At 42.9% G+C, this 16,400-nt stretch carries 12 protein-coding genes; 10 read left to right on the top strand and 2 right to left on the bottom strand.

Features of this window, described 5'->3' with window-relative positions; translation table 11 throughout:
- Positions 1 to 33 precede the first annotated feature (33 nt).
- The 4 genes from hemW to G586_RS0107965 all read left to right on the top strand — a co-directional run bounded on the left by hemW (position 34) and on the right by G586_RS0107965 (position 4,324).
- Positions 34 to 1,215 (top strand): radical SAM family heme chaperone HemW, encoded by a 1,182-nt coding sequence (hemW, locus tag G586_RS0107980; protein ID WP_026527340.1) that lies wholly within the window; start codon positions 34 to 36, stop codon positions 1,213 to 1,215.
- Positions 1,216 to 1,303: 88 nt separating this feature from the next.
- Complete coding sequence (locus G586_RS0107975) at positions 1,304 to 1,861, top strand: TetR/AcrR family transcriptional regulator C-terminal domain-containing protein (RefSeq protein ID WP_026527339.1); 558 nt, start codon at positions 1,304 to 1,306, stop codon at positions 1,859 to 1,861.
- A gap of 217 nt (positions 1,862 to 2,078) precedes the next feature.
- The gene (fucO, locus tag G586_RS0107970) at positions 2,079 to 3,227 is read left to right on the top strand and encodes a lactaldehyde reductase (RefSeq protein WP_026527338.1); all 1,149 of its coding nucleotides are present in this window, start codon (positions 2,079 to 2,081) and stop codon (positions 3,225 to 3,227) included.
- Between the two features lie 200 nt (positions 3,228 to 3,427).
- On the top strand, positions 3,428 to 4,324 hold the full coding sequence (locus G586_RS0107965) for a mechanosensitive ion channel family protein (RefSeq protein ID WP_026527337.1): 897 nt from the start codon (positions 3,428 to 3,430) through the stop codon (positions 4,322 to 4,324).
- Positions 4,325 to 4,529: 205 nt separating this feature from the next.
- On the opposite strand, the gene dprA is transcribed toward G586_RS0107965, so the two are convergent.
- Positions 4,530 to 5,663 (bottom strand): DNA-processing protein DprA, encoded by a 1,134-nt coding sequence (dprA, locus tag G586_RS22185; protein WP_051204647.1) that lies wholly within the window; start codon positions 5,661 to 5,663, stop codon positions 4,530 to 4,532.
- Positions 5,660 to 7,255, bottom strand: a complete 1,596-nt coding sequence (locus G586_RS0107955) for a YifB family Mg chelatase-like AAA ATPase (RefSeq protein WP_026527336.1) — start codon at positions 7,253 to 7,255, stop codon at positions 5,660 to 5,662. Before G586_RS0107955 ends, dprA begins: the two co-directional genes overlap by 4 nt.
- Before the next feature lie 334 nt (positions 7,256 to 7,589).
- Between G586_RS0107955 and G586_RS0107950 the strand changes: the two genes are divergently transcribed.
- The 6 genes from G586_RS0107950 (at position 7,590) to G586_RS0107925 (ending at position 16,360) form a co-directional block, all read left to right on the top strand.
- On the top strand, positions 7,590 to 8,651 hold the full coding sequence (locus tag G586_RS0107950) for a type IV pilus twitching motility protein PilT (RefSeq protein ID WP_026527335.1): 1,062 nt from the start codon (positions 7,590 to 7,592) through the stop codon (positions 8,649 to 8,651).
- Positions 8,652 to 9,052: 401 nt separating this feature from the next.
- A complete protein-coding gene (locus G586_RS0107945) occupies positions 9,053 to 10,456 on the top strand; it encodes an extracellular solute-binding protein (protein WP_026527334.1) in 1,404 nt (467 codons plus the stop codon).
- Positions 10,457 to 10,585: 129 nt separating this feature from the next.
- Positions 10,586 to 11,983, top strand: a complete 1,398-nt coding sequence (locus G586_RS0107940; RefSeq protein ID WP_026527333.1) for a carbohydrate ABC transporter permease — start codon at positions 10,586 to 10,588, stop codon at positions 11,981 to 11,983.
- On the top strand, positions 11,983 to 12,843 hold the full coding sequence (locus G586_RS0107935) for a sugar ABC transporter permease (protein WP_026527332.1): 861 nt from the start codon (positions 11,983 to 11,985) through the stop codon (positions 12,841 to 12,843). The genes G586_RS0107940 and G586_RS0107935 overlap by 1 nt, the downstream gene beginning before the upstream one ends.
- A 6-nt stretch (positions 12,844 to 12,849) precedes the next feature.
- On the top strand, positions 12,850 to 13,845 hold the full coding sequence (locus tag G586_RS0107930) for a LacI family DNA-binding transcriptional regulator (RefSeq protein WP_026527331.1): 996 nt from the start codon (positions 12,850 to 12,852) through the stop codon (positions 13,843 to 13,845).
- 151 nt (positions 13,846 to 13,996) lie between these two features.
- Positions 13,997 to 16,360 (top strand): beta-galactosidase, encoded by a 2,364-nt coding sequence (locus G586_RS0107925; RefSeq protein ID WP_026527330.1) that lies wholly within the window; start codon positions 13,997 to 13,999, stop codon positions 16,358 to 16,360.
- Positions 16,361 to 16,400: the final 40 nt, after the last annotated feature.

Here is a 16,400-nt window from a genome sequence, read left to right as displayed (position 1 = left end):
GGTGTCAGCGAAGCTGACGGATGAGGGTAATAGATGAATTCAATAGGAATTTATATCCACATACCATTTTGTAAACAGAAGTGCCTATACTGCGACTTCCTCTCCTTTCCGGAGGGGATGGAGCAGCAGGCACTTTATTTTGATGCTCTGAAAAAAGAGATTGAGATAAGTGCAGGAGAATGTGAGGATTATGAAGTGACCTCGGTTTTCATAGGAGGCGGCACGCCAACATCTGTGGAACCTTCTTATATTGCTGATATTATGGGCGTTTTAAAGGGGCAGTACAATCTTGCGGAGAATGCTGAGATCACAATCGAGTGTAATCCCGGTACGGCTGATTATAAGGCACTAAGGCTCTATAGAGATGCAGGAATTAACAGAATAAGCATTGGCCTCCAGTCAGCGAAAGACAATGAACTTCTGATACTGGGGCGAATCCACAATAGAAAACAGTTTGAGGAGTGCTATAAAAATGCAAGGCTTGCCGGTTTCGACAATGTAAATGTGGATCTCATGAGTGCTCTTCCGGGGCAGACCCTGCGCGATTGGGAGAGTAATCTTGAGTACGTCTGCTCTCTTGAACCATCACCTGAGCATATTTCAGCTTACAGCCTCATAATTGAGGAGGGGACACCTTTTTATGAGATGTATGGGGAGAATTCTGGAATTAGGAGAGAGCATCTCCTCCCACTCCCTGACGAGGATACAGAGCGGGAGATGTACCATAGAACTAAAGAGATACTGGAAAAGAACGGCTATTACCGCTATGAGATTTCCAATTATTCAAAGTCTGACCGTGAAAGCAGACATAATGTCAGGTACTGGAATGGTGGAGATTATATTGGCTTTGGAATTGGCGCAGCATCTCTTATGAAGGGCATTCGCTACAGGAATATCTCAGAGCTTTCAAACTATGTGGAAGCTATTAATAAGTTAGATATTTTTGATATTTTGAAAGCTATACGCACCGAAGTTCAGCCACTTAGCAAGAATGAGCAAATGGAGGAGTTTATGTTTCTGGGGCTTCGCATGGTTCGTGGTGTTTCCTGTGCGGAGTTTGAGAGGCGCTTTTCTTGTGAAATGGCTGAGGTCTTCGGCGAAGTGATCGCAGAGCTAAGAGGTGAAGAGCTTCTGGAAGTAACTGAGGACGGAATTCATCTAACAGACTATGGTCTGGACCTCAGTAATTACTGCATGGCAAAGTTTTTACTATAGGAGCAAAAATGTTCTGCTGGTATTACTCTCTAAAATAGTACCAATGAATGAAAAAGGCGTTCACAGTAAAAAAAGTTAAGGGCATGTTATGAATAAGCAAAACGACAGTAAATACAAGCTTGCAGAGGCAATAAAAACATGTATGAAGACGACCTCTGTGGAGAATATAACAGTAAAGCAGATAGTGGAAGTGTGCGGCGTATCACGTCAGACCTTCTACCGCAATTTCATAGATAAGTATGACCTCATAAACTGGTATTTTGACAGGCTTCTTGAACAATCCTTTAAGGAACTTGGCAGTACGGAGAGTTTGAGAGAAGGGCTTATCAAGAAATTCAGATACATTAAGGCGGAGAGAGTTTTCTTTGCGGCTGCGTTTAAAGTGGATGAGCAGAATAATCTGAAGGATCACGACTTTTATATGATATTTGAGTTTTATTGCAGGCTCATCAGAGAAAAGACGGGAGAATTGCCTGAAAAGAAAATAAGGAAGCTTCTTGAGATGTATTGTCAGGCTTCGATTTATATGACTGTGCAATGGGTACTTAAGGGTATGAAGGAATCTGAGGAAGAACTGGCAGATATAATGATTGATGCCATGCCACCAAGGCTAAATGAAATATTCACTGAGTTAAAGATACTTTGAGGCCAATGCGATATACCTCTATTTGATCCTTATAGCCAAAACAGAAAAGAGTAGCAAGAATATTCCGGTACCCAAAAACAAAAGAGTGATAAACAAATTTTGGTACAAAAACGGTAAAGTGTAACTTATGTTAAAAGCTGATAAATGCTATCATTATTACTGGTTAAAACAACCTGTGTAACACAGGGGAGAAAAAAAGTTTGGAGGGTATAGCATTATGGCAAACAGAATTTCACTTAACGGTACATCCTATCATGGAGCAGGTGCAGTAAAAGAGGTTGTTGGCGAGATTAACAGCCGCGGTTTTAAGAAAGCATTCGTTGCATCTGATCCTGACCTTATTAAATTTGGTGTAACAGCAAAGGTTACAGATCTTCTTGATGAAGCAAAGATCCCTTATGAAATCTATTCAGATATTAAGCCCAATCCCACAATTGAAAATGTTAAAAATGGTGTTGAAGCTTTCAAAAAGTCCGGTGCTGACTGCATCGTAGCAGTTGGTGGTGGATCTTCAATGGATACTTCCAAGGCTATCGGTATCATCATCACAAATCCTGAGTTTGCTGATGTCCGTTCTCTTGAGGGAGTTGCTCCCACAAAGAATCCTTGTGTTCCGATCATTGCAGTAGCAACTACAGCTGGAACAGCTGCAGAGGTTACAATCAATTACGTTATTACAGACGTTGAAAAAGAGAGAAAGTTCGTTTGTGTAGATACTCATGATATGCCTATCGTGGCTATCGTTGATCCCGAGATGATGTCATCTATGCCTAAGGGACTTACAGCTTCTACAGGTATGGACGCACTTACACACGCTATCGAGGGCTATACAACAAGAGCAGCATGGGAGATGACAGATATGTTCCATCTCGAGGCTATCAAGCTCATTTCCAAGCATCTTCGCGGTGCGGTTGAGAATACCAAGGAAGGTCGTGAAGGAATGGCACTTGGCCAGTACATCGCAGGAATGGGATTCTCAAACGTTGGTCTTGGTATCGACCACGCTATGGCACATACACTTTCTGCTCACTATGACACTCCTCATGGTGTTGCATGCGCTATGTTCCTTCCCATCTCCATGGAGTTCAACCGCGAGTACACAGGCGAGAGACTTCGTGAAGTTGCAAGAGCAATGGGTGTAGAAGGCGTTGATAACATGTCACAGGAAGAGTACAGAGATGCAGCTATTAACGCTGTTAAGAAGCTTTCAGAGGATGTTGGAATTCCGAAGACACTTGATAAGATCAAGGAAGAGGATCTCGATGTACTTGCAACTGATGCTCTTAATGATGCGTGCTATCCCGGCAATCCCAGAGAAGCAACCAAGGAACAGGTTATTGAAATGTTCAGAATGCTGATGGCATAAGTCTTATAACAAAATATTAAAAATACAGAAGCCCCTGACAACGACTCAAAGCCGGTTTGTCAGGGGCTTTTTATATATTTTTAATTAAGTTTTGAAAAGTTTCACACAATCAGAAGCACTTCACGGCTAAAATTGAATTATAAACGATTTATTGATAAGGATTATCTATATTGAGTTTTGTTGAATGTAAGGAGGAAATAATGCTTCTTAACTTTTTTATCGAGCTTTTGCCGGATACCATGGAGACTCAATTTATAGGATTGGATGCGCCACAAAAAGTAGTCGTGTTTTGCGTTATAGTGTTTCTTTTTATTGTTTTTTTGACTTTGTATGTTGGAATTAGCATCATGATCATGAAGATCGTTAACAGGATCTTCAGGCATTTGAAAAAAAGAAAAGGTAACAGTATCACAATCCAGTTTTTACAAAAAACAATAACTCTTGTAGTTATTGTAGTATTTGTAGTACTTCCTTTGGGAGGGCAGAAGCTTGCAGCATCTCTGCTTGGTTCCACTGCTGTGGTCGCGGCTGTCGTTGGTCTTGCGGCAAATGACGTAATAAAGGATATGTTCGCAGGACTTGAAATTAGTATTTATAAGCCATTTGATTTGGGATCAAGAATAATGCTTGAGGATGGAAGATCGGGAATTGTTGAGGATTTGAACCTGCGGCACGTGGTGCTAATGCTCGTTGATACAACCAGACTTGTAGTTCCAAACAGTAAAGCCAATTCTATGCTGATCACGAATTATAGCTATGCAGATGAGGTACCGAGATCCTTTGATGTTAAGTATGCAGTGAGCTACAAGGCGGATATAGAAAAGACGAAGGAACTGATAAGAAAAACCATCTGTGATTGTGAACTTACGCTGAATGAGGATAAATACGATGCTGAAAATCCCTTGAGCAGATCGGTTTACCTGATTGAGATCACAGATTCAGCTCTTGTTATGATGGCTACTGTATATTATGCCCACGGCATAAGAACTGAAGTGGTGAAGGATGAAGTTAATACTAAGGTCTTTGAAGCACTTACTGAAAATGGCATAGAGATGACCTATGACTGTATGAATGTCATCATGAGAGAAGATCTTTGATTTTGTATCGGTATAATTAGTGATATCAGCAAAAAGTGTAGTGCTATAGATTAGCAGGCTTATAAGAGTCATTGAAGCTAAGGGATTCCGCTTGCGAAATCCCTTTATTTATTACACAAGGGCCTGTGATTTACAGCTATTTTTTCATACAAGCGCCTGTGATTTACAGATATCGTTTTCTAATAGCTGTTGCTGTTTTTGACACCTATCCTCTTTTATAAAATCCGGTTCCGTTCTGTGCGGCGATACCCTTTATACACAACTCAACAAGTGAATTCATTACTTCTGCAACGCTCATTTCGATTCCCTTTGTAATAAGCTTATCGAAGATCGCAGTGGTGGTTTGCGGATAGAAATCAAGTAATTCAAAAATGCACTGTTGGGATTTGCTAATTCCAAAGGCACTATAATCCAAAATGGTCCCTGCGCTTTTACTACCCATATCTGACTTTTCAGAAATTTTCTTCCCCAGATTTATTCTAAGATAATCCACGATATCCTCAGGGCATGAGGCAATGTTTGCACCTTGCTTTATCAGGGAATTGCAGCCGTAGCTAAGGCTGTCACAGATTCTTCCCGGAAGTGCAAATACTTCACGCCCCTGTTCTAAGGCCATGTCAACCGTGATCAGTGTGCCGCTTTTTTCTCTTGCCTCAATAACAAGTACAGCATCTGATAATCCGCTTATTATCCTGTTCCGCGGAGGAAAATACTGCGGTTTTGGTTTTGTTCCCGGTAAGTATTCCGACAGGATTCCTCCTGATGTAATGAGCTGATTGTAAAGAGCACTGTTTTCCTCGGGATAGCAAACATCAACTCCGCTTCCAAGAACGGCTATGGACCTGCCACCTGCGTAAACTGCAGCTTGTTGGGAGATGCCGTCAACTCCGCGAGCCATTCCGCTGATTATCTGTATACCCATGGATGAGAGTTTTTCACCAAAGAGCTTGGCGGCATATTTTCCATACTCAGAGCTGTTTCTGGCTCCGATGATGGAGACCGAAGGTAAATTCTCATCAGGAAGACTCCCTATGCAATAGAGCGCAAATGGAGGATCGGGAATATCTCTTAATCTTCTGGGATATGAATCAAGGGAATAAGGATAAAAGTCAATTCCACGGTGGTACAGGTATTCAAATTCACTCTCAAGATTCCACTTTCTCTTGCTAGCGACAAATGACTTGAACTGCTTAACGTTTAAAAGCTTCTTCAGAGAGTCCTCATCAGCTTCGTATATTGTTTTGCAGCTACCGAATTCTTCAAGTAGCTTAAACAGCGTTTTGTTGCCGAAGCCCGGTACGTTATGCAGCATGTACGCATAGGAGGATTCAGTGATCATGATGTCCTCCTTTCTGCTGCGGCTCCTGACTTGCTAAAGTACTTTGAATCCATCATTCTATAGCAGGCAGCTTCCGTAAGATGCCTGGATTCAATATTATCGCTCTGCTCCAGATCGGCTATGGTACGGGCTAACCTAAGAACTTTGTGATAAGCTCTGGCGGATAGGTCCATAGTGCTAAAAATCTGTTCCATCAGACGCTGCTCCTTTATTCCAAGCTTACAGTATTTTTGAATCTGTCTTGGAGACATTTCGGAATTGAAACGGATTCCTTCATGAGCAAATCTCTTATTCTGTATTTCAACCGTTCGCATAACGCGCTTCCTGATCTCGGCACTGGTCTCGTTGCACTGCGCACCGTGATTCAGTTCGCTGACATCTATTTTTGCAGCCTCTATGCAGATATCTATTCTGTCAAGAATCGGTCCGGAAATCCGCCCCAGATATTTTGTTATTTCGGACTCAGAACACTTGCATTTATTGAGATCGGGATAGTAACCGCAGGGGCAGGGATTCATGGCTCCGACCAGCAGAAGATCTGCAGGATATGAAAAGTTGCCACCGCTTCTTGCGATATGAACCTCCCTGTCCTCTAAGGGCTGCCTTAGGAGATTCAAGGTATTTCGCTTAAACTCTGCCATCTCATCCAAAAACATGACACCTCTGTGAGACAGAGAAATAACACCGGGGTGCGGGATGTTTCCGCCGCCTGCAAGAGCGGCTTCGGTAATGGAATGATGCGGACTCATAAAGGGGCGTCTGGTCATAAGAGTTTCGCCCTTTTTTAGCATTCCCGCCACGCTGTAAATGGATGAAACCTCGAGGGCTTCATCACGGGATAAAGGCGGCATGATGGATGGGATACGCTTTGCCACCATGCTTTTTCCTGATCCCGGAGGCCCAATCAGAAGAATATGATGATAACCCGCAGCGGCGATTTCAACAGCTCTTTTAACGGCAGATTGTCCGTTGATTTCTGAAAAATCCATGCCCTTAAGATAACCCTCATGATATTCCGCATTTTTGAAAAGTGAATCAATATCGACTGTAGTGGGACGAATTAGCATATTTTGTTCTGCTTTATCTGTCTTTAGATAGGCCACGACTTCTGAAAGAGAATTCACACCGATTATCTTCATACCCTGGACAACGGCGCCTTCTCTGGCATTGTCTGATGGAAGGATACAGGTTTTATATCCCTTTGCGTAGGCGTGCGTGACCATGGGCAGTATTCCGCTTACTGCTTTGACTTCTCCATCCAGTCCAAGCTCGCCTATGACAATGGTATCCTTTAGTGCATCCGGCGAAATCTCACCTGTAGCTGTGAGTATTCCGACCGCAACCGGGAGATCCACGGCTATCCCTGATTTTCTGATATCTGCGGGAGATAGGTTTACGGTTATTCTCATGGGAGGGAGTGCAAAGCCTGCATTTTTCAAAGCTACTCTGACCCTCTCTGAGGCTTCCCTGACCTCACCGCTCATAAAGCCCACCATATTGAACATGGGGAGTCCGTCTGAGGTATCAACCTCGACCTGCATCAGATACGGCATGATGCCTTTTACCGCACCTGAGACTACTGTGCTGAACATACAAATAACTCCTTTCAAACGCATTAAAAAATGCGAAACAAAGGATTGCCCGGGTAACCAAATTAAGGAAAATACGGAGATACTCCGCGTGAAAATAAACAAGCGCTTTTAAGCGCAAGAACAATTATAATCAATAAAAGTTATTTTGCAAGGGAAAAATACAAGCATCAAAATTTCACCCAAATTTTAGCTTTATTTCATTCTCAGTTCGTTGACTTTTGACTTCGGTATCTACAAGATAAAGATAGGAAAAAATGCGAATATTAAGCGTTTTTGATCTAATTACAGCACATTGATTGATCATTTTTAAACACATAAAAATCAGGAGAATACAATGTCACGAATTGATGAGATTCTAAGAATTGCGAAGGAACAGGGAGCATCCGACGTTCATATCACTGTAGGTATTCCGCCTAAGATGCGTGTGAACGGTAAGCTTATTGCGCTTGAAGGATACCAGAAGATGCTTCCGGCTGATACGGAAGAGGTTGCGGATGCGATCATGAGCCTTAAGCAAAAGGAATTACTTGAAACAAAGGGACAACATGATATGTCATTTTCCATCAAAGGACTTGGCCGCTTCAGGCTTAATGTGTTTAAACAAAGAGGTTCGATAGCTATGGCAATCCGTCTTGTTGAGACGGAGATTCCTGATGCCGAGACACTCGGAATACCGCCTTCTGTCGTGAATCTATATCAGAGACAGAGAGGATTGGTGCTTGTAACAGGCCCTACCGGTTCCGGTAAGTCAACTACACTTGCATCCATAATTGACAAGATAAACAACAACAGAGAAGCTCATATAATCACTCTGGAGGACCCCATTGAGTTTTTGTATCAGCACAATAAATCAATCGTTAACCAGAGAGAAGTGGGCCTTGATAGTGATAACTATGCCAATGCTTTAAGAGCTGCTCTTAGAGAAGATCCTGATGTTATCCTTGTGGGAGAGATGAGAGACCTTGAAACTATAAGCACGGCTATTACTGCAGCAGAGACAGGACATCTGGTGCTATCAACACTTCATACCATAGGTGCCGCAAGCACAGTGGACAGAATAATCGATGTATTTCCGCCGCATCAACAGCAGCAGATAAGAATACAGCTTGCAAATGTTCTGGAGGCGGTTATTTCCCAGCAGCTTATTCCTACAATTGATGAGGAGGCCAGAGTGGCAGCCTTTGAAGTAATGCATGTTAATTCTGCGGTTAGAAATATGATTCGTGAGGGAAAAACGCATCAGCTTATAACTATCATGCAGACCAACAGGAAACTCGGAATGGTTACCATGGATGAGGCGATCATTGATCTATGCAAGAGCGGAAAGATATCAAGGGATAAGGCTATTCAGTATGCCCAGGATCCTGATGTGATGCAGAATAAAATATTAAGATAGCTGTGGTATGTGAAAAGGCATTTGCTCATTATTATAAAAAATAGTTTCTGAAAATACGTCAAAATATATAAACACGGATAAAGAACAAGAAAACGGTTTCTTTATCCGTGCTTTTTTGTGTATCGGTTTATTGAATTGTCAGTTAATTATTTAACCGATTAACACCCGTTAACCACGCATGGTTTAGCGGTTGCGCATGAAAATTGGCTATTTATCGGTAACTAAGTTAAAATTGTGCATTTTGTATAAGGAAAACGTTTTTCATTTGTGAAACAATAACGATTGACTACAAAAGTACCCGGTATTAGAATTACCATCAGAACAACGAATTGCGCAAATGTGTTGCGCATTAGTCAACAAAAAAACAAAGTAATGGCACAAAAAAACGGAGGAAAATTGAAATGAAAAAGAAATTGGTATCAGTTTTACTGACATCAGCAATGGCAGCATCACTGCTTGCTGGTTGTGGTAACAACGCTGCAGATACAGCGGGAGATGTTGCAGATGCTGTAGAAGAGACTGCAAATGATGCTGCAGAGGCAGTTCAGGATGCGGCTGAAGATGTAGCTGAGGATGCAGCAGAGGTTGTTGAGGAGACTGCAGAAGAAGCAACAGAGGAAGCAACAGAGGAAGCTACTGATGCTGGAGACGTTGATTATGGCACAGGCGAGATCAAGGTTTGGGTTGCTGACAACGTAGTTGATTTCACAAATGAGCAGATTACAAAGTTCCAGGGTGATCACCCGGAATTCGCAGGATACACAGTTACTGTAGAGCCCGTAGGTGAAGGCGATGCAGCAGGCAACATGATCACAGACGTTGAGGCAGGTGCTGATATTTATGCATTTGCTCAGGATCAGATTGCAAGACTTGTTACAGCAGGTGCACTTGAAGTTGTTGAGGATTCAAATGCAGAGGCTGTAAAGGCTGAGAACGATGCCGGTGCTGTTTCCGCTGCAACAGTTGGTGGCACACTTTACGCGTATCCTATTACATCTGACAACGGATATTTCCTTTACTATGACAAGAGCGTTGTAAGTGATCCTTCTACACTTGAAGGCATCGTTGCTGATTGCGAAGCAGCAGGCAAGAACTTCTACTTCGAGATCAACTCCGGTTGGTATCAGACAGCATTCTTCTTCGGCGCTGGTGCTGAGCTTACATACGATACAGATGATGAAGGTAACTTCACAAAGTGCAACTCAACATATGCAAGTGATGCAGGTGTTGTAGCTCTTAAGAAGATTGCAGAGCTTGCTTCTTCTAAATCATTCCAGAACGGATCATCAGTTGGTGAGGCTACAAACGTTGGTGCAATCGTTGATGGCACATGGGATGCTCAGGCTGCTAAGGATCTCTTTGGCGACAACTATGCATGCGCTAAGCTTCCTACATTCGAAGGTTCTGATGGCAAGACATATCAGATGAGTGGTTTTGGTGGATTCAAGCTTCTTGGAGTTAAGCCTCAGGAAGATGACAACAAGCTTGCAGTTTGCGATGCACTTGCAGCATTCCTTTCAAGCGAAGAAGTTCAGCTTGCTAGATACGATGCAGTAGGTTGGGGCCCTTCAAACATTGCAGCTCAGCAGTCAGATGCAGTTAAGGCTGACGAAGCTCTTTCAGCTCTTGCAGAGCAGCTTCAGTACACAATTCCTCAGGGACAGTATCCCGGAGATTACTGGTCACTCGCAACATCACTTGGTGATTCTGTAATTTCAAAGGAACTCACAGTAGATTCTTCCGATGATGATTTCAAGAAGGCTCTTGAGGATTTCCAGGCTACATGTGAAGGATACGCACAGTAATTTTTTACAGTTGCAAATTATAGTTATTAACTAACTTCAGGCTCGGATTCATTCTTGTTTCCGGGCCTGTTCTTAAGTAAGGAACTGTTGCCAAATAGATTTACAGTTCTGTAGAGAGGAGTCCGGAATATGGCTAGGGGCGTAGATAAGAAGAAAAAGAATGCGGCGCCTTCATTTTTTGAGGCCATCGGAGATGGCTTTAAAACAATAGGGGTGACTTTTGCAGAGGGCGATATTAAGACAAAGCTCTCATATTTAATCATGGGACTCGGTCCGATTCTTAGAGGACAGATTCTGATAGGAGCTGCGCTTCTTGCATGTGAGGCGTTGTTCTTCTGGTTTATGTTTGGATTTGGATGGAAATATCTGTCCAAGATAACAACTCTTGGAACAGTTGCTACCCAGAAGATTAAGAGAAAAACAGTATATGGAGATAACAGCTTCCTGATACTTCTTTTTGGTGTGCTTGCAGTTTTCGCGCTGATCGCACTGATTGCTCTGTGGTACATCAATATCAAGGAGAATCGCAAGGAAGAGCTGATACTTAAGGAAGGGAAAAAGCTTCCCACAAATAAGGAATCTTTCCTTTCACTTTTGGATAAAAACTTTGATAAGACACTTCTTGCACTTCCTGTAACAGGTGTGTTTATTTTCACAGTGCTGCCGATTGTTTTCATGATACTGGTAGCATTTACGAATTATGATAAAAATCATCAGGCTCCGACGAATCTGTTTACATGGGTCGGACTCGAGAACTTTAAGAACCTGGTTTCATTCTCAAATGGTGGACTTGGTCCCACATTTGTACAGGTTCTTCTTTGGACCCTCGCATGGGCCTTTATTGCGACATTCGTTGACTATTTCCTTGGACTTGCAGTAGCAATTCTTATTAACAAAAAGGGAATCAAATTCAAGAGACTTTGGAGAACAATCCTGGTTGTTACCATTGCGGTACCCCAGTTCGTATCTCTCCTTTATGTCATGAAGATGTTTGCAAATGACGGACTTATAAACGGATACCTGCTCAAGTGGGGAATTATTAAGAACTACATTCCGTTCTGGACGAATCCCTGGCTTGCCCGCTTCACGATCATTGTTGTTAATATCTGGATCGGCATTCCTTACATGATGCTTATTGCAACAGGTCTTTTGATGAACATTCCCGAGGATCTGTATGAGAGTGCTAAGATTGACGGAGCCAACGGATGGCAGATGTTCAGAAGCATCACACTTCCGTACATGCTGTTTGTAACAGGTCCGTTCCTTCTTACACAGTACACAGGAAACCTCAATAACTTTAATGTCATCTACCTTCTTACTCAGGGAAAACCGCAGTCTATGAGTCTTGCTGAGAGAGCAGGTAACACAGATCTTCTGGTTACATGGCTTTATAAGATGACGGTGACTGACACCAACTATAAGATGGCAGCAGTACTTGGAATTGTTGTATTCATTGTAACGGCTATTATTTCGCTTGGAGTTTACAACATGCTTCCGTCTGTAAGAGATGAGGAGGGCTTCCAGTAATGAAATCATATAAGAAAAAAAGAGCGATAGGTAATTTTATAGGACATATAGTGCTTGTACTTATCAGTATAATCTGGCTGTTCCCTTTTGTGGGACTTGTACTTCAAAGCTTCAGATCATATTCAAATGAATATGGCGGAATGGTTGATTACCTGATTCCTAAAAGATTTTCACTAGATAACTACAGATTCCTGTTTTCAGGTGAGACCAACTATGTCAGATGGTACTGTAATACACTGATAATCGCATTCAGTGTTGCTCTGCTTCAGACAATAATCGTTCTCTGTGTCAGCTATGCACTTTCAAGAATGCGTTTCAAGGGCAGAACCTTCCTGATGCGTTTCTGGCTGATACTTGGAATGTTCCCGGGATTCCTTACCATGATCTGTCTGTACTTCCTTTTGAAGCAGTTTGGTCTTACTCAGGCAGGTGCGGTACCTGGACTTATACTGGTCGGAGTCGCGAGCTCAGGTATGGGCTATTACGTATGTAAAGGATATTTTGACACGATTCCCAAGGCTCTTGATGAGGCTGCAAGAATTGACGGTGCTACAAGAGCAAGAATATTCTTCACAATGATCATTCCGATGTCCAAGCCTATCATAATCTACACTGCGCTGGTTGCCTTCATGGGACCCTGGTGTGATTACGTATTTGCATCATATGTTGCCTTTGGACATGATAAGAGCTACAACGTAGCGGTTGCCATGACCAGATGGGTATGGACCAACGATTATCAGGGATACTTTACAAGATTCTGCGCAGGCGGAGTACTCATTGCTATTCCTGTAACATTACTATTTATGTTCCTTCAGAAATATTATGTTGAGGGCGTAACCGGTGGAGCTGTAAAAGGATAATAAACTATGTCTAATCCAATAACCATCGAGGACATAGCGGCGGCCCTTGGGGTCTCAAAAACTACCGTTTCAAGAGCTATATCCGGAAAGGGCAGAATTGGCGAGGCCACAAGAACACGTGTCCTTGAGTACATTGAAAAAAATAATTACAGACCCAATGTTGTCGCAAAAGGACTTGCCCAGAGACGGACCTACAATATTGCTGTTGTATGGCCCGGAGATTACATCATCGAAGATCTTCCGTTTTTTCAGAAATGCCTTGTGGGTATGAGTGAAGTTACCAGTGGGTATGGCTATGACATAATCGTATCCGTAGTGGCGGGAGACGACATTTCAAGCCTTAAACGTATTATTGAGAACCGCAAGGTCGATGGTGTTATTCTTACCAGAACCCTTGTGGATGACAAGCCGGCTGATTACCTGCTAGAGAGCGGAGTGCCGTTTGTGGCGATAGGCGATTCGTTAAATGAGCAGATAATTACGGTTGATAATGACATTTTTGATGCATGCAGGGAGCTGACCTCCATTATTATCGGTAAAGGTCACACGAAGCTAGCGCTCATAGGCGGATCATCAAATCACATGGTAACTCGAAACAGATATGGTGGTTTTGTGGCGGCATTCGAGAAGGCTGGAAAAAAGGTGGATGAATCACTTATTTTCCTAGATCAAGGCAATGAGCAGAAGCTTATCGAAATTGTAAAGCATCTGGTAGCTGAAAAGGTCGACGGTGTGATCTGCATGGATGATAAACTTGCAGGCCATGTCATAGGTATATGCAGGTACAGTAATATAAAGATTCCGAGAGATATTAAGCTTGCGTCTTTCTGTAACAGCAATACTTTGGAAAATGCAGCGGTATCAGTGACATCACTGAATTTTGACGACAGGAATCTTGGCGCTGTTGCCACAAGAATGCTTATGGAACTTATAGATGGAGAATCTGTTAAGAGCAGGAAGCTCAAGAATTACGAAGTAATAATGAAGGAGAGCACGAAATAAACGTGCTCTCTTTCTTATAAGTCAGGGGGACCAGACAGGGGGACGGTTCTTTTGACTGAACGTCCCCCTGTCTGGTCCCCCTGACTTCCCTTAACTTATGATAGAATATAAGGAACTGAAAACAGATTTTTGTAAAAATATAGGAGTATTTATGTTATCAAGCACAAGCAAACTATCATATACACCACAGTCTTTAACACTGGACGAAAAGGGCTTTTACCCTGTTATGGGCGAGATGCATTTTTCAAGATATAGGAACAGATACTGGGAAGAGGAGCTCTGCAAGATGAAAAGCGGCGGAGTTTCAATCGTTTCGCTTTATACTATATGGATTCACCATGAGGAAATACGCGGTGAATTTGATTTTAGCGGCGACAGGAATCTTAGAAAATTCCTTCAGATCGTAAAAAGAGTGGGACTTAACTGTATTTTGAGAATTGGTCCCTGGGCTCACGGCGAGGCAAGAAACGGCGGTTTTCCTGACTGGCTTTTAGAGGATGCTAAGGAAAAGGGCTATGAAGTAAGAAGTAATGCACCTGAATACCTGGCTCATGCAAGGAGCTTTTATGAGCATATCTATGAGCAGGCTAAGGGACTTTTCTTAAAGGATGGCGGCCCGATAATTGGAGTTCAGATTGAGAACGAGTACGGACATTGTGGCGGATTTGGCGGCGAAGAAGGTGAGCAGCACATGAGGACCCTTCATGATATGGCTGTGGAGATTGGCTATGATGTTCCGATTTATACTGCAACCGGATGGGGCGGTGCTGTGACCGGCGGGATGCTTCCTGTTATGGGCGGCTACTGCGAGGCACCCTGGGATCCCAGGACAACCGAGATAGAGCCCAGTGGTAATTATATTTTTACCAGAGAGAGGAACGATCATAACATAGGATCTGACCATGGTCTTGGCATGGGGATCACTTTTGATATGGACAAATTCCCTTACCTTACAGCTGAGCTTGGCGGCGGTCTTCAGGTGACACACCACAGAAGATGCATCGCATCGGGAAAAGACACCGAGGCCATGAGCATGGTTAAGATGGGTAGCGGTGCAAATCTTCTCGGGTATTACATGTATCACGGCGGAACCAATCCCGAGGGGAAACTTACAACCCTTCAGGAGAGCACTGCTACAGGCTATCCTAACGATCTTCCTGTTTTATCCTATGACTTTAATGCTCCTCTTAAGGAGTATGGGCAGATGTCTGAAACCTACAGAAGAGTCAGAAGACTTGCCATGTTCACTAAGGATTTTGGCGTGGCGCTCTGTGAGATGCCTTACATAGAGCAGCCGGGTAACCCCGATAAGCCTGATAATTCCTCGGCTCTCAGAACTGCTGTCAGAGCTGTTAAAAAAGATGTAAATGGCACTGAGCTTATAAGCGGTTTCCTTTTTGTAAACAATTATCAGAGAAGATACGAACTCTCTGACCATGATGAATTTACTCTTAAAGCTTTTGATGAAAACGGTGATGTGATCACAGAGTTTGAGGAGAGGGATATTAAAAACGGAGATTATTTCTTCTATCCCTTCAATATGCCAATCGGTTTTGATGCTGTTCTTAAGAGAGCTAATATGATTCCTCTGTGCATACTTCATGATGAGAGAGGAAGAGAGTCGGCATATGTTTTTTATACGGATGACAGAGATTCGGCAGCAGCAGAGATCGAGGGTGATCTTGGATTTATAAAAATCGTGACATTAAGCAGCTATGAAGCTGAGCATGCAGTGAAGATAACCGATGACAGAGGCGCTGAGCATCTTGTCATCTGCGAATATGATGTTGTGGACAGAATCATCGGAACTAATCAGAAGAGAAGCGGAGTGCTTGAAAATGGCAATCCCAATGGATATGAGATTTATGCTGAGATCCCTTCTGATGGAAAAGAGCATGAAGTATCCTTCAGGGTATGGCCTGACCTTGATGAGACACCCGTTGGCTTTATTCACGCGGATGCTGAAAATGTAAGTGATACTTATATGGTAGACAGCATGGATTTTGCGGATTACAGATATGTTGACCCTCTGATGAATACGGTTAAGACAGAGTGTGCAGAGGATAAAGGAGAGCTTGTTTTAGCAGAAGCGGAGAAGAACTTTGGCGGTTTCACTGGCGAATACGATAAATACGCAAATGGCTACAGGATAAAAGTTTCCGGAATCGACGAAGAGATAGATGAGGTTTATCTACATGTGAAATATGCTGGCGACAGGGCTGAGCTCTTTTCACTGGAAAACAGGGATATTCCCGGCGCAGCTGAGATGATTGCGGATTCCTTCTATACCGGACAAGATTGGGAGATAGGCCTTAAGCGCTTCATTGGCTCCGACGGCAAGACTGAACTTGAAGAGGAATTCGAGATGCTCGCATATATTTATCCGCTTGTTGAAGGTCAGAAGATTTACCTCCAAAAGTGGCCTGAGCTCACAGAGGATGCTGATGGCACAAAATGCGCTTGCAGAATCGAAGGAATCGAGAGTATTGCACAGTACAGAATTAAGCTGTGGTAATACCCAGAAAGATAATGAGCTATTATCGCAGTAAATAATG

It is taken from the genome of Butyrivibrio sp. VCD2006, assembly GCF_000423925.1.
GTDB lineage: Bacteria > Bacillota > Clostridia > Lachnospirales > Lachnospiraceae > Butyrivibrio.
This window is presented reverse-complemented; position numbering and strand designations above follow the sequence as displayed.

Bases quoted from the DNA above. Each gene is read 5' to 3' on its own strand.
- G586_RS0107965 (WP_026527337.1), top strand. From the start codon at position 3,428: ATGCTTCTTAACTTTTTTATCGAGCTTTTGCCGGATACCATGGAGACT.
- G586_RS0107935 (WP_026527332.1), top strand. From the start codon at position 11,983: ATGAAATCATATAAGAAAAAAAGAGCGATAGGTAATTTTATAGGACAT.
- fucO (WP_026527338.1), top strand. From the start codon at position 2,079: ATGGCAAACAGAATTTCACTTAACGGTACATCCTATCATGGAGCAGGT.
- G586_RS0107950 (WP_026527335.1), top strand. From the start codon at position 7,590: ATGTCACGAATTGATGAGATTCTAAGAATTGCGAAGGAACAGGGAGCA.
- G586_RS0107925 (WP_026527330.1), top strand. From the start codon at position 13,997: ATGTTATCAAGCACAAGCAAACTATCATATACACCACAGTCTTTAACA.
- dprA (WP_051204647.1), bottom strand. From the start codon at position 5,663: ATGATCACTGAATCCTCCTATGCGTACATGCTGCATAACGTACCGGGC.
- hemW (WP_026527340.1), top strand. From the start codon at position 34: ATGAATTCAATAGGAATTTATATCCACATACCATTTTGTAAACAGAAG.
- G586_RS0107930 (WP_026527331.1), top strand. From the start codon at position 12,850: ATGTCTAATCCAATAACCATCGAGGACATAGCGGCGGCCCTTGGGGTC.
- G586_RS0107955 (WP_026527336.1), bottom strand. From the start codon at position 7,255: ATGTTCAGCACAGTAGTCTCAGGTGCGGTAAAAGGCATCATGCCGTAT.
- G586_RS0107975 (WP_026527339.1), top strand. From the start codon at position 1,304: ATGAATAAGCAAAACGACAGTAAATACAAGCTTGCAGAGGCAATAAAA.
- G586_RS0107945 (WP_026527334.1), top strand. From the start codon at position 9,053: ATGAAAAAGAAATTGGTATCAGTTTTACTGACATCAGCAATGGCAGCA.
- G586_RS0107940 (WP_026527333.1), top strand. From the start codon at position 10,586: ATGGCTAGGGGCGTAGATAAGAAGAAAAAGAATGCGGCGCCTTCATTT.